The organism is Acinetobacter ursingii DSM 16037 = CIP 107286, from assembly GCF_000368825.1.
In the GTDB taxonomy this organism is placed as follows: domain Bacteria; phylum Pseudomonadota; class Gammaproteobacteria; order Pseudomonadales; family Moraxellaceae; genus Acinetobacter; species Acinetobacter ursingii.
The window spans coordinates 536502-562327 of the sequence record NZ_KB849717.1; the positions used below are offsets into that span (position 1 = coordinate 536502).

Here is a 25826-nt window from a genome sequence, read left to right on the forward strand (position 1 = left end):
TCTCGGATAGTGACTATTCCCTCAGGGGTACTTACTCCATTGCGAATAAATCCATTTTTTGCTGAGTCAAACAGGATGCAATCGCATCACCCACTTCATAGGTCTTGGCAGTTCCACCGACATCAGGCGTTTTCGGGCCATGCATCAACACATGCTCAATTGCCTGCATGATTTCCTGTCCTGCCTGAATGACCTGCTCATCTCCATCTGCCAAGAAATCCAACATCATCGCACCCGACCAGATCGCCGCAATCGGATTGGCAATTTTCTGACCGTAAATATCAGGTGCTGAACCATGTACAGGCTCAAACAATGACGGGAATTTACGTTCAGGGTTGAGGTTTGCCGAAGCCGCCAAACCAATGGTACCCGTGCATGCAGGGCCTAAATCCGACAAGATGTCACCAAATAAATTCGATGCCACCACCACATCAAAACGCTCAGGCTGTAGAACAAAACGTGCCGCTAAAATATCGACATGCTGTTTATCTGCCTTGATCTGTGGATAGCGTTTTGCCATTTCATCGACACGTTCGTCCCAGTACGGCATGCTGACTGCAATGCCATTGGATTTGGTCGCAGCCGTGATTTTTTTAGCCTCACGCTGATCAGCAAATTCAAATGCATATTTTAAAATACGGTCAACACCATGACGGGTAAACACCGCTTCCTGCAAGACAAACTCACGATCAGTACCTTCAAAGGCTTTACCACCAATGGCAGAATACTCACCTTCGCTGTTTTCACGCACCACATAAAAATCGATATCGCCCGGTTGCTTGCCAGCCAGTGGACATTTCACCCCAGGCATTAACCGAACAGGACGTAAATTCACATACTGATCAAAACGACGACGGAACTGGAGTAATGATCCCCATAGTGAAATGTGATCAGGCACCTTTTCAGGCCAACCCACCGCACCAAAGAAGATAGCATCATATTCCTGTAAGACTTCGAACCAGTTATCTGGCATCATTTTGCCGTGTTCAAGGTAATAATCGCAGCTGGCCCAATCGAAGCTATCCATTTGAACTTGAATGCCATATTTGTCTACTGCCGCCTTTACAACCTTGATGCCTTCTGGTAGAACTTCTAAACCAATCCCATCACCCGCAATCGTGGCAACTTTATACTTTTTTGCCATAACGCTCCCTTACACCTTTGGTTAATATCCTTAGCTGTAAACATGCTGTTTTCAGCAAAAATGATCAATAAGAAAACTATCACCCCAATGGACACGGATCGTGAATAATCTACCTAACCTATCGGATTTAAAGGTTTTTTGCACAGTCGCCAAACGCAAGAGTTTTGTCGATTCAGCTGAGGAGCTGGGTGCTTCACCTGCATTTATCAGTAAACGCATCAATATTTTAGAAACCAACCTGAACTGCAAACTGTTTCATCGTAGTACTCGACACGTGAGCTTAACTGAAGATGGCAAACTCATTTTGGATCGTGTATCAAATATTCTGGATGAATTTGATGAAATCAGTGAACTGGTGAATAACCCCTTAAGCACGCCCACAGGTCATCTCGACATTGTCAGCAGCTTCGGTTTTGGGAGAAAGCATATTGCGCCGATCTTATCTAAATTGATGACCATGTATCCCAAACTCGAAATTCAGTTTGATACCATCGATAACACCAAAGACCTGATTCAACACAGCATTGATCTGGATATTCGCATTGGCAATGATATTGCCCCCAATATGATCGCTAAAAAATTAGCATCTAATTTTCGGATTTTCTGTGCATCACCTAGCTATCTAATGAAAAATGGAATACCTGAAAGTCTAGAAGATCTGCGGACTCATGATTGTTTAACTATTAGTGAACGTGACCAATCCTCAGTGCTGTGGAAACTTCGTCATTGGTCAGAAGATCGGTCAGTACACGTTACTCCACGTTTCGTATCTAATAACGGTGAAATTATTCACCAATTAGCAACCGAGGGGCATGGTATTATCCTACGTTCAATCTGGGATGTGGCTGATGAATTGATTAGCGGTCAGTTACAGCATATCTTGCCTCAGTACTGGCAAGATGCTGATGTTTGGGCGGTGTATCCTTCACGTTTAAAAAGTTCATCTAAACTACAGACCTGTATCCTATTTATTCAAAATGAACTGATCAACCGTTTACAACATATTCAGAATCTAAGTCGTGGTCAGTTGATCCAACCGATTGAACCAATCACCCAACAGACAGAAAAAGTCTTTTTGTAGCAAAGAAGCCAGCCTCATGATTAAATTTGGCTGGCCTTATACATGGGATTGACGGCTTTAGAAATAATAGCCAATCGATAAATAAAATAACTTATTCCATTGATTACTATCACCTTGAGCAAGTCCATCTGCACCACTACCTGTCATGGGATCATTACGACTCAAGATATATTCTCCCTGTATTCCCACTTTTTTATAGTTAAAATATAAACCCGCAATTAAACGATCAGAATCTTGATATCCAGATTCATCTTTATAGAAACGACTATAAGATACATATGGCTTAATATTTTCTAACTGATGGAAGGGCTTGGCAAAAGTATAATTAATCTCATTAGCCATATATTGGCCTTTATTGGCGACTTGATAAGGATAATCAAATGCCCCAATCGTTGAAGTGTTTGGCAGCAAATCATCTCCATTTTTGATATTTTGCTCTCCAAATAAAAATAACCATTGCCACGCCTGATAATTAGTGGTGCTAAAAATGCTCCATGTACGACGATTTCCATGTTGATCAGTGCGATGATTTTGCAGTTCTGAATACCAGTACGATCCTCCAATTTCAGTCGAAAAGTTTTCTGTAGCATTCAATTCAAATTTCCGTGAAAAACGTGTGATCCACATATTTTTCTCATTAATATCAGTACCTTGAGTCAAATCATCAGCTTCAACGAAGTTACCACTATAACGACTGGAATCTTTAGAAGTCCCTTTATAATTTCCACCATCAGTAGGATAAAAACCTAAAATAAAATTGTATTGATCATCCTTAAATTGATACTTCATCCCTAAATTTTGAATATCTTCTAGCCCTACAGTATTGAGCAAAGTTTCATAATAGCTATTGCCCCATAGTCGTCCAAATCCAAAATCGACTGATTGAAAACCAACTGAGATGCGCTGCTGATTTGAAATTTTATAACCTGCCCATGCATCTTTTAAAAATAATGCGTCACATAATCGATGATATTGATAGCAACGCAAATCTAATGATGCAATCCAATCTGGATTTTCATAGACTAAAACTGTTTTAATATCAGCAAGTTGCCAGTCATCATTTTTTGAGCCTTCATTTGCTTCAACCACATAATCCTTATGAATATATCGAGTGCGAATTGCACCAGAAAGTTTCAATTGACCTGTATCTGTGCTTGGATCGCCAATACTTAAATCCGCGGCATACATCGGCATACTACTAAAAAGCCCTATTGATCCTAAAAAAAGAAGTGTCCTCTTCATAGTTTTACATCCTTGTTTAAACTCATGTAAAAATGAAGAAATTCAACTCAATGAACAATGGCTAAACTATGAAGTCGGTTTTTACAAAACGTGTTTAATCCTTATTCTCAGCTAGCAAAATGCAGTATCTAATAAATACAATATGAAAAATAATAAAACTATCCAAACATTATTTAAGATAAACGATTTCTAAATAGCCACGCAGCCAATGGCAAAGTAATAATTGCTAAGACAAACATAGGTACAAAATCATTTTTTACCTGTTTAAAAGTTGCTCCTTCCAGATAAACCCTTTGCACCAAATCAATTCCAAAACGTAAAGGATTGGCATACGTCGCAATTTGTAGAACATGTGGCATATTCTGTATAGGAGTTAGCAATCCGGATAACAACATTAAAGGCATGATCAAAAAGAAAGTAAATAACATCGCCTGTTGCATATTGAGTGAAATTGCAGAAATTGATAAACCCACACCCACTACCGCAATGTTAAAACACAACAAACCAAAATATAAAAGCCCCAAAGAACCATTCATGGGAATATCGAACCAGAACATAATAATCAATAAAATAATAGTCGATTGTATTAAACCAATAAAAATAGGGGGTAATGCTTTACCAATCATGATGTGAAGCGGGGTATAAGGAGTCACTAAAAGCTGGTCAAATGTCCCTTGTTCGCGTTCTCGCGCAACTGAAAGTGAGGACAATAATAAAGTTTGCATCATACTCAAAGCAGCAATTAATGAAGGCATAATTCCCCATCTGGACTCCTGATTTGGGTTATACCATGTGCGTATTTCCAGTTGAAAAGGTGTTATATTCCCCAAACGCTCCTGATTCAAAGAATTCACAACATTAGCGATATAAGTGCCTGCCATTCCTGCGGTCGAGGAATTACGTCCATCTAAAATTACCTGTATAGGCGAGGATTGAGCACGATTGAGCTTATCTTCGAAATCAGAAGGGATACTGATCACAGCTAAAGCTGTTCGCTGATCAATTACTTCTTGAATCTGTGAATGATTCTGAAGAGTAGCTGTTCGATGAAAAATACCAGAGCCATCCAGACGTGATAATAACTGTTGAGAAGCTTGCGTCTTACTTTGATCTAAGACCGCATAATCCACTCGGTTTACATCATAATTTGCGGCATATCCAAACAATAAAGCCTGAATCAAGGCAGGTGCAAATAAAATGACCCGATTGGCAGGATCACTAAAAATGGTCAGGAATTCCTTTTTGACTAACACCATCAAGTAATTCAACCACATCACGAAATTATGTATCATGGCTGTTACTCCAGACGTTTTTTGAGTGATCGACAGGATGCTGTCATTAAAATCACGACATACACCATCAAAATGCCACATTCTTTTAGCCAAAGTCCCCAGTCATCTCCGCCTAAAAATAGCGTTTTAATTAAAGACATAAAATGAGTCGCAGGCAAAATTTGGCTAATCGTTTGCACCAACCAAGGTAAATTTCGTGTATCAAAAACAAATCCCGATAACATCATTGCTGGCATAAAACTGACCAATAAAGCGATTTGACTAGCTTGAAACTGGCTGCTAGAAAAACCTGAAATCGTCAATCCCAATAACAATGAAACCAATAAATATAAAAATGAAGCACTCATAATCGAAAGTAATGAGCCACGAATGGGAACATCAAAAATTAAACTGGCAGCCAATAAACACATCACAATATCGATCATGCCAATCACGATATAAGGAATCAATTTGGATAAAACAATTTCCAATGGTCGAACTGGTGTCACAAATAAAGCTTCGAGCGTTCCTCGCTCTCGCTCCCTCGCGATTAATAATCCAGTGAGAAATGCACCAATCAAGGTCAATACCAATACCATTAATCCAGGAACTAAAAACCAAGTACTATTTGCTGACTCATTAAACCACATACGCTGTTCGACGCTGATCAGGCCCAGCATTGAGCCCATATTATTTCGATCAGACTGAATGATTTGCGCTGTTTGCAATGCACCTGAAATATATCCCTGTAAAGCAGAGGCAATGGTGGTTGATCGACCATTAGTAATGACTTGTATGGTTACAGTATCTTGTGCGCTTTGCTGTGCAAAATCAGAAGGTAAATTGACAATAGCATCTATTTCAGCGCGTCCCATCGCCTGTTCAGCTTGATAAAAACTGCTATAAGGCGTTGCGGTGATATAGGGCGTTCCATTTAAACCTGCAAGTAATTGCTGACTTTGAGGCGTAATATTTTGTGCGACCACGCCTACCCGACCGTTATTTAAGTCGAAAGATAAGCCATAACCAAATAATAGAATCAAAATTAGCGGTAAAATCAAACCAATTGCTAAACTACTTTTATCTCTGAGTAATTGCTGGATTTCCTTTCGCGTTAAAGCAGCCACACGTAAAATGGAAGCTGACCATTTCATCAGACCGGCTCCTGCTGATGGGCACGAGATTGCTCTACAATTGCAATAAACGCGCGATTCATATCACTACTACTGCCTGTGCCTGCTTGTTGACGAACTTGTTTTGGAGAACCCAAAGCCAGCATCTTGCCAGCATCCTGTATCGCAATACGGTCACAATATTCTGCTTCTTCCATAAAGTGCGTGGTAATAATAATCGTCATACCCTGATCAGCTAGCTTCCCAATGGTGTACCAAAAGGCTCGTCTAGCTAAAGGATCAATGCCACTTGTCGGTTCGTCCAGAAAGACAATTTCTGGTTGATGTAATAAAGCGGCTGCCATCGACAAGCGCTGCTTAAATCCATTGGGTAAATCACCACTTCTGGCTTGTGGCTGAAGTTCAAATTGTTGTAAGGCTTTTTCAATTTGTTGTTTGAGCTTATTGCCCGATAAACCATAAGCTCCACCAAAAAATTTTAAGTTTTCCAGAACTGTTAAATTTCCATAGAGTGCAAATTTTTGGGAAACATAACCAATACGCGCCCGTGCTTTTGCTCGAGCATGACGCAAATTTAATCCAGCAACTTCAAGTGTCCCGCTTGTTGCAGGTAACAACCCGCATAGCATTCTAAATGTCGTGGTTTTACCCGCACCATTTGGGCCAAGCAAACCAAAAATTTCTCCTCGTTTGACATCAAAAGAAGTGCTAGCCACAGCGGTAAAATCCCCAAACTTTCGTACTAAATCTTTAACAACAATTACAGACTCAACTAGTATCTTAGCCACTTGAACATCCGTCATTTGCACCGTAGAAACCAAATCATGTGCGGACTGAAGCGTGGTAGGAGCATGTTGCTGTGCCTGATGTAAAAACCACATAAAAGCATCTTCAAGTTCAGGTTCTCGAGCTGAAACTACCGCGCCCTTTGGTAATTGTTCATCGGGTAATTTAGGATGATCAGGACGGGTAATAAATCGAACCTCATCTCCCTTAGGTACCGCGTCCGTAATATGTGAATGATTATCCAATAAATGGGCTTGTAGTTCTCGTGCTTTCATTTGCTCGGGCGGCTTGACCTGCCACGTTAGTCCTCGGACCTGCTCGCTTAAATACTGTGGCGTTCCTTGTTGCAGTATTTTCCCGTCATACATCACATAAACTTCAGCGCAGCGTTCGGCTTCATCCATATATGCGGTACTGATAATTACGCTTAAATTTTCTTCTTTCACTAGTTGTTCAATAATCAGCCATAAATCACGTCTGGACAAAGGATCAACCCCTACACTGGGTTCATCCAAAAGTAATAACTCGGGTGATCGGACCAAAGTACAAGCTAAACCCAGTTTTTGTTTCATACCACCAGATAGATTGCCCGCGGGTCTTTGGGTAAACTTACTAAGATCTGTAATCTCTAATAATCGAGCAAAACGTTGTTTGCGTATTTCAAGAGGAACGCCATGCAAATCTGCGTAGAGGTCTAAATTTTCCTGAACAGTTAAATCTTCATATAAACCAAATCGTTGTGGCATATAACTAATACGATTCTGTACGGCTTGCGGATTTTGGCAAATATCAATCCCTAGTACCTGTAAAGAACCTGAAGTGGGTTGATACAACCCCGCGATTAAACGCAAAAATGTGGTTTTCCCTGCACCATCTGGTCCGACCAAAGCAGTCAGTTGCCCTGATCTTATTTGTATATTTAAATCCTGAAGAGCACAAATATCAGGCATTTTTTTATTTTCTGCGCGAAAGACCTGTCGCAAATTTTGCGTAATCACCACATCAGATGTATGGTTTAGCAAGTCATTCATAAATAATTACTCACTGCGTCTTGGCAATTTTAACAGTCACAGGTTGACCCATTTTTAATTGGTCGTGAGGATCATTTACATAAACTCGAACCTCATAAACCAAAGTGGTTCGAATATCCTCGGTTTGCACTGTTTTTGGTGTAAATTCTGCTACAGAAGAGATGTAACCAATCTTGCCTGAAATCGGCTGGTTTGGTTGTGAATCACGAAAAATTTGCGCCTGATTTCCCATTTTAATTAAACCCAATTGCTGTTCATTGGCATAGACACGTACCCATTTAGGATCTGTGAGTGCCAGTGTATAAACGACTTTTTGAGCAGTGGTCATATCCCCTACTTCTTGTAATCTAGCGCGTACTACAGCATTGACTGGTGAACGTAATACACTTTGGCTTAATTGATATTCAATCAAATTCAGATTCGCCTGACTGACGTCAAATTGTGCTTTGGTGGCAGCCCGATCTTCAGCCCTTGCCCCTTTTTCTAACAAAACAAGATTGGCTTGTTGTTCTTTGACCGTGGCAGCAGCAGTCTTCTGGCTGGCTCTAGCAAAATCGAGTTCCTGCTGACTCATGGCTTGCCCTGCGGTACTATTACTCAATGACTGTAAACGCTGAACATCTTTAGTGGCTTTTTCAAGCTGTGCTTGTGCAGAAGCCAACTGTGCTTGAGCTTGGGTAATTTGTTCAGGTCGAGTGCCTACTTGCTGTGCAATAACGGCTTGTTTTTGTACATTCAATTGCGCTTGTGCTTGTTGTTTTTGTATATCAAGTGCATCGGTATTAAGCTCTGCCAATATTTGCCCTTGATGAACTTGATCACCTTCCTGAACATTTAAGCGCTGAATACGCCCCGCCTGTTCAAACGCCAATGACACTTGTCGAATATCAACATTGCCATACAAGGTCAACTCCTGTTCTGAAGATTTATCTTTATTCCAATACCAATAGGCTACAAATGCTAGGGCAATGATCAGAACGACCAATATAGTCAAAATGACACTTTTCTTCATGTGAGTCGCCTTGAATAAAATTATTAAAGTTTAAATTCAATTTAAATTTAAATTACCTCAACTTGACAAAAAAATATATACTTAAAAAGCAAAATTTGATTTAGGTTATCTTATGTCCAGATCTCGTCGCCGCGATGGTGATTTAACAAAAGCGAAAATTATTGAAGCAGCAGGTCATTTAATTGCGCAAGAAGGTTTAGCTCAAACCACCAATAAAGCAATTGCCCAACTGGCTCAGGTCGATCTTGCCGCAATTAATTATCATTTTGAAGGACGAGATGGCTTATATAAAGCAGTTTTGGTAGAAGCCCATCGACATTATATCGACGAACAGCAATTGGCGGAGTTAGTACAAAGCTCACTCTCTCCTACTCGAAAACTGGAAGTTTTTTTTGAAACACTCATTCAGAAATTGGTTGAAAAAGATCTTTGGCATAGTAAAGTTTTTATTCGTGAGTTATTTGCCCCTTCCCCTTATTTAGAACAATTCATGGCACATGATGGTGCCAGAAAATTTCATTATATTCGCCAAATTATCAGTCAGGTCTCAGGACTAGATGAAAACCATCCCTCAATTTTGCCTTGTGTGCTAAGTGTCGTTGCACCATGTATGATGCTGATTATTGCCAGCAACAATGTTCCAACACCGCTACAAAATATTTCTCAGATGGACTCACAGCAATTACTTCAACATCTCATGACGTTCTCTCTAGCTGGTTTGCAAGCCATTAAGCAAAATCAGCCATAAGTAACCGATATTTTTAATTCATGTGAAGCCTTTAGTAGGCTTACAAACTATTTTTGGTCGTTAACATGGACTTTTAATGTTTCCATCTTTCGACTCAATTGTTGTATCAAGATTTGAGAAATTCTGGAAAGTTGACGACGTTGCCCTGCACAAAGCGCCAGTGTTAAAGGTTGAATGCCCTTTTCATGAATCGGAACAAACACTAACTCTTTATTTGCAACCGCTGTGTAAACATCCAGATAACTTAAAATTGCAATGCCCATATTTCTTTTTAACATGGAAATCATAAGACGAATATCATTGGTCAGGGTTTGATGTATAGGCACGATATGCTGCTTTTTATACATAGCCATCACTCGCTCATGAATAATTAAAGGAGCATCTGCCATGATATGACGACTTTCAAAGGTATCCGCCAGTGTGAGTTTGGACTGGGTAGCAAGAGCATGATCTGGACTCATGACAAAACCGATTGGAATTTCAATGAAAGATAAAACCTCAAGTTGAGTATGAATGATAGGATCTAAAATCAAACCAAAATCGATTTCGGTGTTGATAATTTTTTGAATAATCACTTTACTTTCATGGGTATGAATATTGAAGCTAATCCACGGATATTGCTGCTGTAAATCGGCTAAGGATTCAATCACAAAGCCATCACTCAAAGCAGAAATCAATCCTAATTCGATGGAACCACGCTTTAGCCCCTGTATCTCATCAAAACGAATACGGGTTTGCTGAAATTCTTTTTTCCAACGTAACAAATCTGAATAAAGTAATTCACCTGCGAGCGTTAGTTTTAAACCATTGGGCAAACGTTCAAAAAGTGCAATATCTAATTGTTCTTCAGCGAGCGCAATTTGGCGGTGCACAGCTGATACAGAAATAAAAAGCTGTTCTGCCGCTTTGTGTAAATTTTCGGTTTCAGCCACCACCAAAAAGTACTCAGCAAAGCGTGAAAATGGGACGTTCATCAATGTCATGGCCTAGCAAATACATCACGTTTAAGATCATTCTGTTTTTTAGAACAGTTTATACAAATCATTCTAATAGATAATATACAGCATCTATTCAATACTGCATCCAATCTCAGCAAAATTATCTACAAGGTGCAGCCATGAATGCCATCCCAGTGATCAATTTAATCAATAAACCGTGCAATAGCCAATTCGAAGATCGGGATTGGGAAATTCTTTCTCAACATTGGTATCCAGTGGCTCGCATTGAAGATGTTTCAACTCAACCGCAACAAGTGACATTGTTAGATGTCAAAATGGCATTGTATAAAACTGAATCTGGCGACATCCATCTGGTACGGGATATTTGCCCACATCGTGGTGTTCCTTTAACAAAAGGATGGGTGGAAGGTGAAGAAATTGTGTGTCCTTATCATGGTTTACGCTATAACGCAGCAGGCCAATGTACAAAAATACCTGCACAGCCAGAGCTCACCAAGATTTCAGATCGCTTTCGTCTAAGCAAATTTCCTGTTGTGCAAAAATATGGTCTGATCTGGACCAGCATCCAAAACCACGATGTCGAATCTGCTCATTTCCCAGTGCTTGATACATGGGAAGATCCAACCCATCAAGCCATTTTACCACCTTATGTAGATATCGCAGGTTCGAGTGGTCGTCAGCTTGAAGGATTTATTGATGTGGCACATTTTGCATGGGTACATCATGAAGCTTTTGCGAGCCGTGAAAATCCTGTCGTTCCTAAATATTCAACTATCAAAACAGATTATGGCCTCCAAACAGAATATGTCAGCGATGTAAGTAACTACCCGCACGGTTTGCAGCATTTAGCTCCTGAAGGTTTTTTATGGAAACGTGTGTTTGATGTTTATCCACCATTTTCGGCCATATTAACTGTACATTTTCCTCATGATGGGATCCTCAAGATTTTAAATGCTTGTTGTCCAATGTCTCATAATAAAACTCGTTTATTTGTACCACTCACCCGTAATTTTGATACAACAGGTGATTTACAAGCTGTGTACGACTTTAATGCACAAATTTTTGCAGAGGATCAAGACATGGTGGAAGCACAAAAGCCTGAAGAATTACCGCTTGATTTGATGATGGAAGCACATTTTGAAGCCGATCGCTCTTCAACGATGTATCGTCGTATCTTGGCGGACTTAGGCTTGAGTAAACGCTATACAGTATGATGTATAGCTCAGGCTTTAACTCGACAGCCTATGCTTAAGATACCTCGGGTTGTGATCATTCCATTATTCAAAGTGCTGAAAACATAAAAAACTTGTCAAAACTTTACAATGCAGTTTTAACTTGTTGGAGATAAAAATGACCACCAGTTTGCGGACTGGTACAATCAGTTACTTTTTTTAAATATGGAGGGTTGGATGAACCGAAAATTATTAACAGCGGAAGGCTATCAACGTTTGCAAGATGAGTTAAATCATCTGGTACGTAAAGAACGACCTGAAATTACTAGTATTGTGTCTTGGGCAGCCAGTCTCGGCGATCGGTCTGAAAACGCAGACTACCACTATAATAAAAGAAAGTTAAGAGAAATTGATCGTCGAATCAGATACTTGACCAAACTTTTTGAGATTGCACACAAAGTTGAATATAGTCCCGAACAAGACGGTAAAGCATATTTTGGTGCATGGGTGGCGTTAGAAAATGATGACGGAGAAACCATTCAGTTTCGTATTGTCGGCGATGAAGAAATTTATGGTCGCAAAGATTACATTTCCCTCCAGTCACCTATGGCAAAAGCGTGTTTAGGGAAAAGCATCGATGATGAAGTACAGGTCTTAACCCCCTCTGGCAAGAAAAACTGGTATATCATTGGGATCAGTTACTCAAATCCATCTGCATGAATCTCATACCAACCTTTAAAAAAAGCCAACTTGTTTTGTTTTGCGCCGACGATGCTCTTTAAGTGAAATTTCATGATCTCCACCAACTAAAACACAACATTGTCTTTACAAGAATTAGCATTTTATCCGTGATTTCAACATGTAGAAATTATATAAATACATCTCTTTTTTAAATCATTAACTTAGCAATTGTTCGGTATGTTTTTTATGCAAAATATTTGACATTTAGATTCAAGGTGATTATTATTCGCCCTGACTTACATTTGGTCATTTTTTAAACTATGTAGTATTTCTACATAGTGTCAGTTTTTCCATAGTCATTTTTTGAATGACGTCATGACTGCCCACCCCTCTTGGATTTACCAACTTGTTGAAAATCTGGAAGCATTTTGTCTGGATTTTTAGGGCGTAAATTATCTGTAGCGGAGACAACATGCACAGTAGTTCAACCACTGGATCGAGGCTTGGCCTAAATTCACTATTTCCTTCCATCCCATTTAGAGCCTTAGCGCTAAGCACCGCCCTCATTCCTTTTCATAGTATTAATGCGGGTAAAACACATCAATATAATGATGTCGTAAATAGCAGTACACTCACCGTTGTCGCAGTTGAATCTCCCACGACTGTATTCAAAGAAGGTCAGTTTTTACATGGTTTTGGTTATGACCTTACCAGACAGTATGCAAAAAGTTTAAATGTTAAGCTGAATTTTAAAACTGTGAAAGACAATGCGACCGCCTTAAATATGGTTGCACAAGGCAAAGCAAACTTTGCCATGACTACTGCAACTTTTAAAACGGTCGAAAATAAGCATTTGATTTCATTTTCAGCCAGTTGCGGTGACGACGCCAATTTGGCCAAAAATGGTCTAAATACTCAATTGAATTGGGTATTTAAATATGCCGACGATCCACTTTCACAAACGGCCAGTGGATTTATTTGTCAAAGCAAACAAAACGGTATTACCGGCCAATTAGCGTCATTTTATAATCGCAACGTGGTCACGCCTGAATCATGGCCCACCATTAAACGTGATTTAGATAATCGCTTACCGATCTATAAGGCAAGTTTCAAGAAAACTGCTGAAAAGTATGATTTGGATTGGCAACTACTGGCTGCAATTGGTTATCAGGAATCGTATCTGAAACCTAATTCAGTTTCACCTACAGGTGTCCGTGGGCTGATGATGCTCACCAACAATACCGCACGGGCCATGGGTGTAACCGATCGTGTTGATCCAGCACAAAGTATTCAGGGTGGTGCAAAATATTATGATCTGATGCTCAGTCAATATCAGGATATCCCCTACCCAGACCGTAACTGGTATGCCTTAGTGGCTTATAACATGGGGCCAGGGGCCGTTAGTCAGATCCAGAAGCGTTTACAAAATCAAGGTAAGAACCCAAATAACTGGGTAGTTTTTTATGATTATTTAAATCGTAATAAAGCCAGTAATGGTCGTTATCGTCAGGCTGTACAGTATGTCACTCGCATTCGAGCCTATGTAGAGCACATTAAAACCAGTGAACGCTGGATTGATGTTTAATATTTGGATTTATCTTAAAGTCTGTTGGTGTTAAAAAAAGCTTAGTCCAAACAGACTAAGCTTTTTTATACCGCACGATTATGCTGTTTGTTCAAGCACTTTTTTGAACAAAGTTTTTTGTTCCTGACTCGGTTTAGCAGTCTGCAATGCCATCAATTGAGACATATCACCCTGTACTTTAATTTTACCCGTCATAAATGCCTGCATAGCCGCAGCCATATCAAACTCTAGAAACACTTTACGAAGAGTTTCAGCATCCATATTCAATGTTGTTTTTGCATTTGATGACAAACCCTTTTGAATTTTTCCGCCATCTAAAGCTAATTCGGTGTTGCCAGTAGAATCGGTAACAACAAGATTAATTGCCAAATTCGCCAATGCTGGTGGTAAATTTAAGTCACCTGCCTCAGCAGTTAATTGGTCGACAGTAGAAAACCAGTCATCAGTTAAAAATGCAGGCATGTTTTTTCCTCAAATATATTTGTTCAATTCCTTGTGTTGACTAAATCAAGCATAGACAACATCATTTTGAAGCAATTTGCTTGTGCATTGTTATAGCACGTTCTTTTTATTTTGAGCTAACCTTTTTTGTACGCACCATTCATTTCTGATTATTTTCAAACTCATTGTGTAAAAAAAATGCTAACTTATAAGTAAGTTAGCATTTAAATCGCTTATTCGGCAGCAAAACTCAGATTAACAACATCCAGTTTTTTCTTGATTTCTTCAGGGTCTTTAAAATCCAATTCACGTTGTGAATCAAGTACTTCAAAATCAAACAATTCACGATCTGCCAATTGTGATGGTGAGACATTTTGCAAAGCACCAAAGATACTGTGTAGGCGTTTTGGATACTGTTTGTCCCATTCACGTAACATGTCGTTCAACATGGCACGTTGCAGGTTTTCCTGAGAACCACACAAATTACATGGGATAATTGGGAACTGACGCATTTCGGCATATTTGATGATGTCTTTTTCTTCAACATAGGCCAAAGGACGAATCAAAATATTCTTTTTATCTGAAGATAAAAGTTTGGGTGGCATCGCCTTCAGACTACCGCCATGAAACAGGTTTAAAAAGAAAGTCGCAATAATATCATCACGATGATGTCCAAGCGCGACTTTGGTCGCCCCAATTTCCTGAGCAAAACCATAAAGCGAACCACGACGTAACCGTGAGCAAACGGCACAATAGGTTTTACCCTCAGGGGTTAAACGCTTGGTAATGGTATAGGTGTCTTTTTCCAAAATGTAATAGGGAATATGATTTTCTTCCATATAACGTGGCAAAACATCTTCTGGAAAACCCGGCTGTTTCTGGTCCAAATTTACTGCAACGATATCAAAATTAATCGGCGCGATACGTTTAAACTGCAATAAAATATCCAGCAAAGTGTAGCTGTCTTTGCCACCAGACACACACACCATGACTTTATCGCCATCCTCAATCATCTTAAAGTCACGAATCGCATGACCGACCTGACGGCGGAGCTTTTTGAGCAAACGATAATATGCTGAACTGGTTGGCAGCTCAGGTTTAAAATTAAATCCCTGATCGGACTCAACTGGCGAGTACATAGACACACGTTACCATAAGAAAAATACCGCATAATTTTATCCGATTCATCCATGAAGCGCACCTAAAGAATTTTAATTTCTCTGCTTTGTCATTTTTAAGATTTATACTGGTGAGCTTTAAAGAAAAAATTAAGCCTGATTGAGTAAGATTTGGTCAAGATGCTTATATTTTGGACTTTTCCACAGTTTTCCACAAAACCTGTGGATAAAATTGTGGATTTCTTTAGGCTTGACAAAGTATTGTGATGTGAAAATAAGGCTTTTGTTTAAATTGATCATTTTTTAATCAATTATTTTTATTTATATTTTTCAACAATTTAATCATGTCAAGCAGACTTTTCTAAAATATTTTTTAATTTTTTTTTGATGAAGATTCAGACAAAAAAACTTGATTTTATTTGTCAAACAGCTTTAAAAAAAACTAACATCAAATCTAGCCAATTTACTTTTTTTTGTTAAACTAGATTACGTGACGTTACACATTTTGATACAGCGAATAATATACAATGAAAAAGAGTGTGCATTTTTCTTTACATTTTATTTTGGGGGCAGTCGTTACAGCCATAATGACTGTAGCTACGCATGCTGGACAAATTTACATTTATAAGGATCGAGAGGGCGGCACCTTACTGACCAATCGAAAAAGTTCGGATCGCTCACTGACAAAAATTAAAGCCACGTATTATCCAGACAGTAATATTCATTCTTATCGCAACTGGGGCAACTCTGAAGCCGCCGTTTTACCAAGCTATAGTAAAAATAAGAATGCATTTGATCAAATTATTCGTCAGGCGGCTCAACAGCATGGTATTTCTGAAGGTTTGATTAAAGCCGTCATGCATACTGAGTCGGGTTTTAATACCAATGCCCGCTCGCCTGTAGGTGCACAAGGTTTAATGCAACTGATGCCTGCGACAGCGAAGCGTTTTAATGTGTCTAATGTTTATGATCCCTACGAAAATATTTTTGGCGGCGCCAAATATTTAAGCTGGTTGCTGAAACGCTTTAATGGTAATACTCAACTCGCATTGGCTGCGTATAATGCAGGCGAAGGTAATGTCGATAAATATGGTGGCATTCCCCCTTTTCGTGAAACACAAGACTATGTGCACCGTGTGACCAGTCGCTTTAACAATCTTTACGCCTCAGGGGTGAGTAATAGTTCGACGACCACACCAGCGCCTCAAATTATCGCCCAGTCTGCCAATTATAGCTCGGCGACAGCCGCTAATCCGCGTACCGATAACCCAACTAAATATAGTCGTCAGGTTATTTCTGTGTCGAATAACAGTTTTACCGATGCGCCAGGTACCTATGTGACTGATAATGCGACAGCATCTGCCAGAATTCATATTTCAAATTAGAGAGTTAGACTACATACAATAGTTAACTTAAAAACTCCTTAAATAAAATAATAGGTCTTGAATTTTTAAGAAAAGCCCCTCATATTTAGCCTAATGATTTTAGGATCATGCTGTATTTTATTTTAATACCCTAAAAGAGGATTTACTCAATGATGCGGATTGGTTTGTTTTTGCTAACCAACCTCGCGGTACTGGTTGTAGCTGGCATTATTTTGTCACTCTTCGGTGTCGGTAGTTACCATGGCGCGGGTGGCTTAAATCTAGGCAACCTCTTGGTCATCTGTTTTGTGTTTGGTATGGTTGGCTCTCTCGTTTCACTGTTCATGTCTAAATGGATGGCGAAAAAAACCACAGGCACAGAATTGATCGATCCGAATGCTCCACGTAATCAGGCGGAAGCATGGTTATTGCAAACTGTTGCAGAACTTTCGCAACGTGCAGGCATTCAAATGCCCGAAGTGGGAATTTTCCCCTCTTACCAGTCCAATGCATTTGCAACCGGCTGGAACAAAAACGATGCGCTTGTATCTGTGTCAAGTGGTCTGCTTGAGCGGATGAATAAAGACGAATTACGTGCAGTACTGGCACATGAGATTGGTCACGTTGCCAATGGTGATATGGTCACGCTTGCTCTGATTCAAGGTGTCGTCAACGCCTTCGTGATGTTCTTTGCGCGCGTGATTGGTGATTTTATCGATCGTAACGTATTTGGTCGCCAAGACGGCGAAGCGCCAGGCATGGGTTATTTTGTCGTGACCATTGTACTGGATATCGTGTTTGGTATTTTGGCTTCAACGATTGTGCTATGGTTTTCACGCCAACGCGAATACCGTGCCGATGAAGCAGGTGCACGTTTAGCCGGTAAACAAGCCATGATCTCTGCATTGTTACGCCTACAAGCTGAATCTGAACTGCCTGATCAAATGCCAAAAGAAATGAAAGCATTTGCGATTGCTGAAGGTAAAGAACAAGGCTTTAGTTTAGCCGCATTGTTTCATACTCATCCGAGCATTGAACAACGTGTTGCTGCGTTGCAACAGTTAAATTGTCCATAAGTTAATGAAGCAATGAAAAAAATGCCAGTCCTGATTGACTGGCATTTTTTATTGATGGGATCACAATCACTGACGACTTTGATACAGTGACCAAAGATAATGCGTTCCCATCCACAGACCGGCGACTAAGAATATTAGAAAAATCAATCCAATCAAATCTGGTAAATGCAACCAAATCCAGCTCACCACAGGATTTCGCCAAAATGCAGACTGTTGCTGTTTTCTTTCCAGCGCTTCATGCAGATACGGGTGTATCAGATGTGATTGACTTTGAATTTGATATTCTTCACGAATATGTTCATGTACGATATCCAGCGCCTTGCGACTCGGGCGAATAAAAATATCAAATAATGTTCCTGCAACTGGAATACAGCCTACCACCGCATCCATCGCAGCCAGTTTTATTACTGGATTCAACTTATGTTGCGGTACGCCAATTTGCCTGGCTTTGTAAATGGCATAACAAGTCAACGCAAATCCTGCTGCATCGCCAGCAAAAGGAATTGTACTTAAGGCGGCATCTGCTCCTACGCCTTGCTTGGTAAAAGGAATACGCACCACGCTATCCATCATATTGGCGAACTTGGCCAAATCGCGCTCTAGCTTAATGACTTCGTGTTCTGTTAATTTTTTTTGTTCCGTCATAAAAACTCTAAATCAAATGGATTGAAGTAGTTTAATGCATTCCAGTATTTTTGTTCTGACTTTCATCAAGGGTCTGGTGATCTTTCACAGATATTACAACTAGGAATGAAATGTCAGTAGATCGTAATTCTCTAGATGTTCACTTGATTCAACAACTGAGCAGCAATAAATAAATAAATGATCACTCCTGTTGCATCACAAATCGAAGTGACTAATGGAGCTGATGCACTAGCAGGGTCTAAACCGAGTTTATCTAAAATAAAAGGCAAACTCATTCCAATGATACTACCAATCAAGACAATGCCGATCATGCTTAAAATGAGCACTAATGCGACCATCGCATCGCCACGAATATAGCCTAATATTGCGACTGCAATGGCCATGGTAATTCCTAACCCTAAGGCGACCAGACATTCTCGACCAAGCAATTTAAACCAGTCTTTCATGACCACGTCACCCGTGGCTAAAGCACGAACCATCAAAGTGGCCGATTGCGAGCCTGCATTTCCTCCACTTCCAACCAATAATGGCAAGAAAAAAACCAATACAATATTAGATTGAATCACCGATTCAAAATGTGAAATCCCTAAGCCTGATAACAAACTGCCAAAGACCAGAATCACCAGCCAAAATACTCTTTTACGATAAAGTAAGAAAAGCGATGCTTCCTTGATATTTAAACTGGGTGCTGAAGCCTCTACCCCACCCACTTTTAAAAAGTCCTCATTGGCTTCTTCACTGGCGACATCCATGGCATCGTCATAAGTTACAATACCCAACAAAGTCCCTTGATGGTCAATCACTGGAAGTGCAATTAAGTCATAATGCGCGATTTTCTTAGCAACTTCATCTTGATCATCATCCACATAGGCACTAACCACATCAGTATTCATTAACTCTCGAATCAACTGTTGTAAGGGCGCTAAAACCAGTTCATGCAATGACACTACCCCGATCAGATGACGTTTTTCATCAATAATATAAGATTCATAAATGGTTTCCGCATCAGGTGCCTGTAACCTGATCGTCTGCATCGCCTCTGCAACAGTCATGTCCTGATTTAGCGTGACATATTCTGATGTCATGATTGCGCCAGCGGTTTCCTCCTGATAAGTCGAAAGACGGCGTATATCTTCGCGTTGTGCTTGAGCCAACGCGGGCAGTAAAGCTTGTTGTTCTTGAGAATCCAGACGTTTGAATAAATCGGTACGCTTATCTGAGGGCATTTCAGAGACGATTTCAGCTAAACTCGCTCGTGAAAACTCATGTACCAACTTGGCTTGATAAGCAGGATCAATTTTGGCAAAGATTTTCGCACGGCGCGGTAAGTGTTCCAAAAGCTGACAACTGAATTGTGCTGGCATGTGTTCTAACACTTCGGCAATATCTGCCTTTTTCATGCCCGCAACCAATGTAATAGCTCGCTCAATATCAAATTGAGTCATCGCTTCATAGACTTGAGACAAAAGCGCAGCATTCATGATCGACCCTCAAAAACTGAAGCAGTGCTTCAAACTTCATCTGTTTATGCTTATAAAGTATGCCTAGACACGAATAAAAATTAGACTATTCTGTCTGACTTAATTTTATTTTTTACCTGAATTAATCGATCGAATACATATCAAAAAGGTAACGATGACTTGAACGGCTATCAAATTTTCAATCAAGATTCAGCCGTTCAATTTTTGGTTTTGTTTTTCATCAGATAATCTTTTTGATTTCATCGTTTAGCTGGCTGGTATTTAAACATAGAGCGAATCACGACATACATCAATGGAATGAATAGAAGAACCAGAATCGTGCCGAATAACACCCCACCAAAAACACTATAACCAATGGCCTGACGGCTGAGCGCACCTGCGCCCGTAGAAAACATCAACGGTACCACACCTGCACCAAAAGCCAGTGAAGTCATGAGAATAGGACGTAAGCGCAAACCCGCAGATTTTAAGGCAGCATCAATTGCACTGGCACCCTGCTCTTGCAAGTTCGCGGCAAATTCCACCATCAAAATCGCATTTTTACAAGACAAGCCAATCGTGGTCAGTAAAGCAATTTGAAAATAAATATCATTGGCAAAGTTAAACCAATAACTAAACAGAATGGTTCCACCAATGCCTAATGGAATCGCCAGCATCACCACGGTTGGAATCGACCAACTTTCATAGAGCGCAGCCAAGCATAAAAAGATAAATGCAATCGAAATAATATATAGCCAGATCGCCTGATGACTCGATTGCAATTCTTGATATGAGAGCCCACTCCATGCCAAACCGATATCTGGCATATCAGTAACCATTTGGCTGATCTGCTGCATCGCCTGACCTGTACTAGAACCATTGGCAGCATCGGCTTCCAGTTCAATCGCAGGATATCCCATAAACCGCTCCAACAAGGGCGGCGCACCTTGCCATTGCACAGCACTAAACTGATTAAACGGGATCATTTGACCTTGGCTATTTTTGACAAACCAGTAACTTAAGTCTTCAGGTTTAGAGCGATAAGGGGCATCACCTTGCAAATAAACCCGTTTGATACGACCACGATCAATAAAGTCATTGATATAAGTACCGCTCCATGCGGTTGATAAAGTTCGATTGATATCATTGACATTGACACCATTGGCCATCGCAATCCGATGATCGATTTTAATGTTTAATACCGCCTGATCATCATTACCTTTTTTATCAAGATTGCTGACTTGCTGACTCTTTGCACTTTGCTGTTGTAGATTTTGAAAACTAGCAATCAGTTTGTCACGCCCCAAACCTTTGACATCCTGTATCCAGAAATCCACTTTATCTGAATTCCCCAAACCACGAATCACTGACGGCATTAAGACATTAATTCGTGCCTGATTATTTTTTGAAAAATATTTCGAAGCTCTGGCACGAATTTGTTGTGCGCTATTTTGATTACCCTTACGATCATCCCAATGTTTTAATGATACATAGGCTTGCCCTAGATTTTGCCCTGTTCCTGAAAAATTACGACCATTAATCACCATAATGCCATTGGTGTTGTTCTTTTCAGTGGTCTGAAAATAATCAGAGATTTGTTTACCAACTTCTTCAGTTTTACTCAATGGCGTCCCTTCAGGTAAAGTGAATTGAACCATTAAGGCGCCCTGATCTTCCTGTGGCAGGAAACTCGTCGGCAATGCCCGATAAATCAAAACAAAGCTGACAATCAAGAGGATAAAAGCAGCACCAGAAATATATTTAAAATCAATGGATTTTTTAGAAAGTGTTAAATAATGGTTTTTAAGTTTATCCAGACTGCGATTAAACCACTGTGCCCATCGGTACTGCTTGTTTTGGGGTTTGAGAAGTACAGCACATAAAGCAGGCGTTAAGATCAAAGCGACCATTAAAGACAGTGCCATCGCTGCGACAAGAGTAATCGAAAATTGTCGATAAATAATTCCCGTTGCGCCACTAAAAAATGACATCGGAATAAAAACCGCGGTGAGCACCAAAGTAATCCCCACCAAAGCGCCACCAATTTCCTGCATGGACTCAATACTGGCTTGTCTGGCATCGACCTGTTGCTCATGCATAATCCGCTCGACATTTTCAACCACCACGATGGCATCGTCGACCAATAAACCTATTGCGAGTACCATGGCAAATAAGGTCAAAGTATTAATACTCATCCCCAGAACGGACAAAATCGCAAATGTCCCTAATATCACCACAGGGACGGTGATCGCGGGGATTAAGGTGGCGCGCCAATTTTGTAAAAACAAAAACATGACCAAGACCACCAACACGATGGCTTCTATCAATGTTGACACGACTTGGGAGATTGACTCTTTGACAAACGGCGTGTCATCACGTGGATAAATCACAAAATAACCGTCTGGCAAATTTTTCTTGAGGGTTTCGACTTCGGCGTACACCGCTTTTGCGGTTTGCATCAGATTTGCACCTACTGCAAGGGAAATCGATAATCCTGAACCTGGATAACCATTAAGTCGGTTAAACACCTGATAGTTTTCAGCACCGACCTCAACCCTTGCTACATCTTTAAGATAGACAAAACTGCCATTTTGATTGGCTTTGATAATAATATTTTCAAATTGTTCTGGCGTTTGCAGCAGTGAACCCGATGTCACTTTGGCATTCAAATATTGATCATGGCTGGCTGGTAATTCACCAATTGCCCCTGCCGCAACTTGGGTATTTTGATTTTCAATTGCAGTACGGACATCACTGACCATAAGTTGATATTGTCTAAGTTTGGTCGGATCTAGCCAGATCCGCATCGCGTATTGCGAACCAAAAACATTAACCTCACCGACACCTTCGATACGGCTTAGATTCAGCTCAAAGTTATTGCTTAAATAATCAGAAATATCAATATTGCTTGAGCGACCAGAGCGATCACCCAATCCAATCACCATAAATGAATCACTTAAGGATTTACGAACCGTAATCCCTTGACGCTGTACATCATCTGGAAGACGATTAATCGCACCATTCACGGCATTTTGCACCTGAACCTGTGCTTCATCAGGATCTGTCCCTTGCGCAAAATACAGGCTGATGCGACTGCTACCATTGGCATCACTACTGGAACTAAAATACAGTAAATGATCAATTCCCTTGATCTGTTGCTCCAAGACTTGAGTCACGCTATCTTCAACAGCCTGTGCATCGGCACCGCTATAGCTTGCAGAAACCGTAATCCGTGGTGGCGCAATATCTGGATAACGCTCAACAGGCAAATTTAAAACTGAAAACAAACCCACTGCCATGATAATAATGGCAAGTACACAAGCAAAAATGGGACGATCAATAAAAAATCTGGAGAGCATGAGCGCTTTACTTCCAATGTAAGGGAGCGAAATGTCAAATAAAAATGTTCAGTTGCAACGATGATCAACTTGAATAATCTATTGATAATCAATGAGTCTTTATTTAAATACAAGCATTTTTAATATAAATTTTCAGAGCAGAAAAAAAACGGATAAATCATGGAGATTATGTATAAAGACTGCGATTTTAAGGGCTTTTCTTCATCAAAAAAACATCAAAACGTCATCACCTTGTCAAATTATATCGTCATGCTACCCAATCAACCTTTTTTTAAATCAGGTTGTTGAAGATCGATAACAATCATCAAAAAATTTCTACATTCCTCATATAGTCTTAAGTAAAATTCTTCAAACTTCAAAGCATCTTTTGATAACGGTAAATGTCCATGAAAACCACGTCTCCTTCTCCATACAAAGGTCAACACGGCATCAAGCGCATTCTCAATGCGACAAGCTATTCCATCTCGGGTTTTAAAGCTGCATTTAAACTCGAAGCCGCATTTAGACAAATTATTTTGCTGAATATTGTGTTATTGCTGGTGAATCTAAGTCTGGATTTTAGCCCAGTTGAACGGATCTTACTGATTGGCGTTGGTTTCATTGCCATTATTGTTGAATTATTTAATTCTGCGATTGAAGCTGTGGTGGATCGAATTTCACTTGAAAAACATGAACTGTCTAAAAATGCCAAAGATATGGGTAGCGCTGCTCAATTTGTTGCCTTAAGCCTGATCGCAATCACTTGGTTGATTGTTTTATGGGGATAAAAATAATATCTCTAATTTTATAATGGGCAAGGCAAAAGAAAAATCAAAGATGCTTATACCTATTTAAGTAAGATATAAACATCCCAATATCAAAGCCATATTTTAGAAAGGAAAAAAGTAAATAAGGAGACCCTAAGCTTTTAGCCATTAGGCAAAAAAAAGTGAGTTATAGATCAAGATTTTTCAAAAATACCCATGGAAAAATACCTTGATCATGTCCATCACTAAAACAGATTTGAGCGCCATATCCCTGATCAAACATAGCGGTAACTTGCACAGTATGTGCATCTACAACCGCTTGGTGACGTAGACGTTTGGCCTTACAGAAACCGCAAGGGCAGATTTCACGAAGCTGTTGATGGCTGATGAGCAGATCCTTATCGGGCCATTTGAATGCAACGGTATGTTGCTGTACATCGACATGGATATTTGGTTTAAGTTGCATGCGCATATTCCCGAATCTGATCCAGACCGATACGAATTGCTTTACGCACTTCAGGATCAGGATCCTGTTCATGATCGCGGAGTAGTTGCGTAGATTGCTCGCCACCAATCTCACCCAGTGCCAGTGCAACTTCCTTACGTAAATTACTGATCTCATGCTTGAAATTTTCTGCCAGACCGTCCAGTGCCAATCTGGATTTTAACAACCCCAGACTTCTGGTCACCGCAATTCTGACCTGCCAGTATGGATCCAGCAATAATGGCAATAAGGCTTGCTCAAGTGCAGTCGCCCTAAGTTTACCGATAGTCAAAGTTGCTTCGACCCGCAATTGCCAATCAGGAGCGTGTAAAGCACTTTCTAATGCAGTGCTGACTTGCGTCGATATCTGCTGAGTATAGCTCAGCCCCCCAGTCGCAATACGACGTGTTTCTTGATCAATATCGTTCTGAGCAATATCAGCCAGAATGTCTACGGCCTGCTGTTGTTGCAACCAGCTTAAAGCACTGACTGCCTCGCGACGTACATGAATATCGCGATGTTGGGTATGTTGCAAAATACGGTCATATGAAGCAATTGATCGTAATGGTTTAAGCGCACGCAATATGGCAATTTTTACCATGCTATTATTGGAGTCCAGATAAGGTGTAAGGATCTCGGCAGATTCAGGATTTTTTACTTCACTCAGGCTTTGTGTCGCCGCATCGACCACCATCATTGAGTCATCATTCAAGGCATTTGCCAATGCCTGTAAGGATGCTGAATCCTCCCAACCCTCTAGTCGTTTTGCCGCTTCCTGACGAACGATCACTGCGGGATCATGCTGTAGTGCATAATGTAACCATGGTAAAAGTTCTTCGCGTTCTTCTTCTGCAATGTGCATCAGGGTAATGAAACGAATTTTTTCATCATTCGTGTTCAACTGCCTAAAAAATTCTTGATCATCTTCATCAAGATCAAGCACTTGTGGATATTGAATAGACATGTATTATCCTTTTTCGATGTTATGAATGCAGCTGTTAACCCTCTAGGTCATTCTTCCAATAAATTATTTCAATAAATATGGAATATTGACCTGAATCGCATCTGTCGGGCAGTCCTTTTCACACGGCATGCAGTACCAGCATTCATCAAACTGCATAAAGGCTTTTTGGGTATGCGGATCAATCGCCAGTAAATCCAGCGGGCAGACGTCTACACAAACCGTACATCCCTTGTCAGCAATACATTTATCTTCATCGACCAAAACTGGAGCGACGCTACGATGATTAATTTCTTTAAAAATAAGTGCCATTTGTCATGATCCTTC

General features: G+C 40.2%; 23 protein-coding genes. 8 read left to right on the plus strand and 15 right to left on the minus strand.

Features of this window, described 5'->3' with window-relative positions:
- Positions 1–31 precede the first annotated feature (31 nt).
- Complete coding sequence (locus F944_RS10095; RefSeq protein ID WP_004990110.1) at positions 32–1144, minus strand: tartrate dehydrogenase; 1113 nt, start codon at positions 1142–1144, stop codon at positions 32–34.
- Between the two features lie 100 nt (positions 1145–1244).
- Here F944_RS10095 and F944_RS10100 point away from each other — a divergent pair, with 100 nt between their 5' ends.
- Positions 1245–2225 carry a LysR family transcriptional regulator gene (locus tag F944_RS10100; RefSeq protein ID WP_004990112.1) on the plus strand — a complete coding sequence of 327 codons (981 nt, stop codon included), beginning with the start codon at positions 1245–1247 and terminating at the stop codon, positions 2223–2225.
- 57 nt (positions 2226–2282) lie between these two features.
- Here the strand turns inward: F944_RS10100 and F944_RS10105 are convergent, their stop codons facing one another.
- From F944_RS10105 to F944_RS10125, 5 genes are all read right to left on the minus strand, one after another.
- A complete protein-coding gene (locus F944_RS10105) occupies positions 2283–3467 on the minus strand; it encodes a hypothetical protein (protein WP_004990114.1) in 1185 nt (394 codons plus the stop codon).
- A gap of 173 nt (positions 3468–3640) precedes the next feature.
- The gene (locus F944_RS10110; protein WP_004990116.1) at positions 3641–4759 is read right to left on the minus strand and encodes an ABC transporter permease; all 1119 of its coding nucleotides are present in this window, start codon (positions 4757–4759) and stop codon (positions 3641–3643) included.
- A gap of 5 nt (positions 4760–4764) precedes the next feature.
- Complete coding sequence (locus F944_RS10115) at positions 4765–5892, minus strand: ABC transporter permease (RefSeq protein ID WP_004990117.1); 1128 nt, start codon at positions 5890–5892, stop codon at positions 4765–4767.
- Positions 5892–7688: an ATP-binding cassette domain-containing protein gene (locus F944_RS10120; protein WP_004990118.1), complete on the minus strand. Its 1797-nt coding sequence runs from the start codon at positions 7686–7688 to the stop codon at positions 5892–5894. The genes F944_RS10115 and F944_RS10120 overlap by 1 nt, the downstream gene beginning before the upstream one ends.
- Positions 7689–7698: 10 nt before the next feature.
- Positions 7699–8700 (minus strand): HlyD family secretion protein, encoded by a 1002-nt coding sequence (locus F944_RS10125; protein WP_004990120.1) that lies wholly within the window; start codon positions 8698–8700, stop codon positions 7699–7701.
- Positions 8701–8812: 112 nt separating this feature from the next.
- Here F944_RS10125 and F944_RS10130 point away from each other — a divergent pair, with 112 nt between their 5' ends.
- The gene (locus tag F944_RS10130; protein WP_004990122.1) at positions 8813–9448 is read left to right on the plus strand and encodes a TetR/AcrR family transcriptional regulator; all 636 of its coding nucleotides are present in this window, start codon (positions 8813–8815) and stop codon (positions 9446–9448) included.
- Positions 9449–9495: 47 nt separating this feature from the next.
- Here F944_RS10130 and F944_RS10135 read toward each other — a convergent pair whose 3' ends face one another.
- Positions 9496–10422 (minus strand): LysR family transcriptional regulator, encoded by a 927-nt coding sequence (locus F944_RS10135; RefSeq protein WP_004990125.1) that lies wholly within the window; start codon positions 10420–10422, stop codon positions 9496–9498.
- Positions 10423–10565: 143 nt separating this feature from the next.
- On the opposite strand from F944_RS10135, the gene F944_RS10140 reads away from it, so the two are divergent.
- The 3 genes from F944_RS10140 to F944_RS10150 all read left to right on the plus strand — a co-directional run bounded on the left by F944_RS10140 (position 10566) and on the right by F944_RS10150 (position 13845).
- Positions 10566–11621: an aromatic ring-hydroxylating oxygenase subunit alpha gene (locus tag F944_RS10140; RefSeq protein ID WP_004990128.1), complete on the plus strand. Its 1056-nt coding sequence runs from the start codon at positions 10566–10568 to the stop codon at positions 11619–11621.
- Positions 11622–11816: 195 nt separating this feature from the next.
- Complete coding sequence (gene greB / locus F944_RS10145) at positions 11817–12299, plus strand: transcription elongation factor GreB (RefSeq protein ID WP_004990130.1); 483 nt, start codon at positions 11817–11819, stop codon at positions 12297–12299.
- A 433-nt stretch (positions 12300–12732) separates the two neighbouring features.
- Entirely contained in the window at positions 12733–13845 is a 1113-nt protein-coding gene (locus F944_RS10150; RefSeq protein ID WP_004990131.1) for an MltF family protein, read from the plus strand.
- Between the two features lie 78 nt (positions 13846–13923).
- On the opposite strand, the gene F944_RS10155 is transcribed toward F944_RS10150, so the two are convergent.
- Together F944_RS10155 and ttcA are read right to left on the minus strand one after the other, a co-directional pair.
- A complete protein-coding gene (locus F944_RS10155) occupies positions 13924–14307 on the minus strand; it encodes an SCP2 sterol-binding domain-containing protein (protein ID WP_004990135.1) in 384 nt (127 codons plus the stop codon).
- A gap of 212 nt (positions 14308–14519) precedes the next feature.
- Positions 14520–15425 (minus strand): tRNA 2-thiocytidine(32) synthetase TtcA, encoded by a 906-nt coding sequence (ttcA, locus tag F944_RS10160; RefSeq protein ID WP_004990137.1) that lies wholly within the window; start codon positions 15423–15425, stop codon positions 14520–14522.
- Positions 15426–15931: 506 nt separating this feature from the next.
- On the opposite strand from ttcA, the gene F944_RS10165 reads away from it, so the two are divergent.
- Both F944_RS10165 and htpX read left to right on the plus strand, forming a co-directional pair.
- Positions 15932–16789 carry a lytic transglycosylase domain-containing protein gene (locus F944_RS10165; protein WP_004990140.1) on the plus strand — a complete coding sequence of 286 codons (858 nt, stop codon included), beginning with the start codon at positions 15932–15934 and terminating at the stop codon, positions 16787–16789.
- Positions 16790–16938: 149 nt separating this feature from the next.
- Positions 16939–17844, plus strand: coding sequence for a protease HtpX (gene htpX, locus F944_RS10170; protein ID WP_004990141.1), 906 nt, complete (start codon positions 16939–16941; stop codon positions 17842–17844).
- A gap of 66 nt (positions 17845–17910) precedes the next feature.
- Here the strand turns inward: htpX and F944_RS10175 are convergent, their stop codons facing one another.
- The 3 genes from F944_RS10175 to F944_RS10185 form a co-directional block, all read right to left on the minus strand.
- Complete coding sequence (locus tag F944_RS10175) at positions 17911–18489, minus strand: DUF4112 domain-containing protein (protein ID WP_004990144.1); 579 nt, start codon at positions 18487–18489, stop codon at positions 17911–17913.
- 131 nt (positions 18490–18620) lie between these two features.
- Positions 18621–19970 carry a magnesium transporter gene (gene mgtE, locus F944_RS10180; protein ID WP_004990145.1) on the minus strand — a complete coding sequence of 450 codons (1350 nt, stop codon included), beginning with the start codon at positions 19968–19970 and terminating at the stop codon, positions 18621–18623.
- 239 nt (positions 19971–20209) lie between these two features.
- Entirely contained in the window at positions 20210–23308 is a 3099-nt protein-coding gene (locus F944_RS10185; RefSeq protein WP_004990146.1) for an efflux RND transporter permease subunit, read from the minus strand.
- Between the two features lie 386 nt (positions 23309–23694).
- Between F944_RS10185 and F944_RS10190 the strand changes: the two genes are divergently transcribed.
- A complete protein-coding gene (locus tag F944_RS10190) occupies positions 23695–24075 on the plus strand; it encodes a diacylglycerol kinase (protein ID WP_004990149.1) in 381 nt (126 codons plus the stop codon).
- Between the two features lie 166 nt (positions 24076–24241).
- Here the strand turns inward: F944_RS10190 and F944_RS10195 are convergent, their stop codons facing one another.
- The 3 genes from F944_RS10195 to F944_RS10205 form a co-directional block, all read right to left on the minus strand.
- Positions 24242–24520, minus strand: coding sequence for a gamma-butyrobetaine hydroxylase-like domain-containing protein (locus F944_RS10195; protein WP_004990154.1), 279 nt, complete (start codon positions 24518–24520; stop codon positions 24242–24244).
- Positions 24510–25502, minus strand: coding sequence for a HEAT repeat domain-containing protein (locus F944_RS10200; protein ID WP_004990159.1), 993 nt, complete (start codon positions 25500–25502; stop codon positions 24510–24512). The genes F944_RS10195 and F944_RS10200 overlap by 11 nt, the downstream gene beginning before the upstream one ends.
- A 63-nt stretch (positions 25503–25565) precedes the next feature.
- Positions 25566–25811 carry a 4Fe-4S dicluster domain-containing protein gene (locus tag F944_RS10205; RefSeq protein WP_004990164.1) on the minus strand — a complete coding sequence of 82 codons (246 nt, stop codon included), beginning with the start codon at positions 25809–25811 and terminating at the stop codon, positions 25566–25568.
- Between the last annotated feature and the right edge of the window lie 15 nt (positions 25812–25826).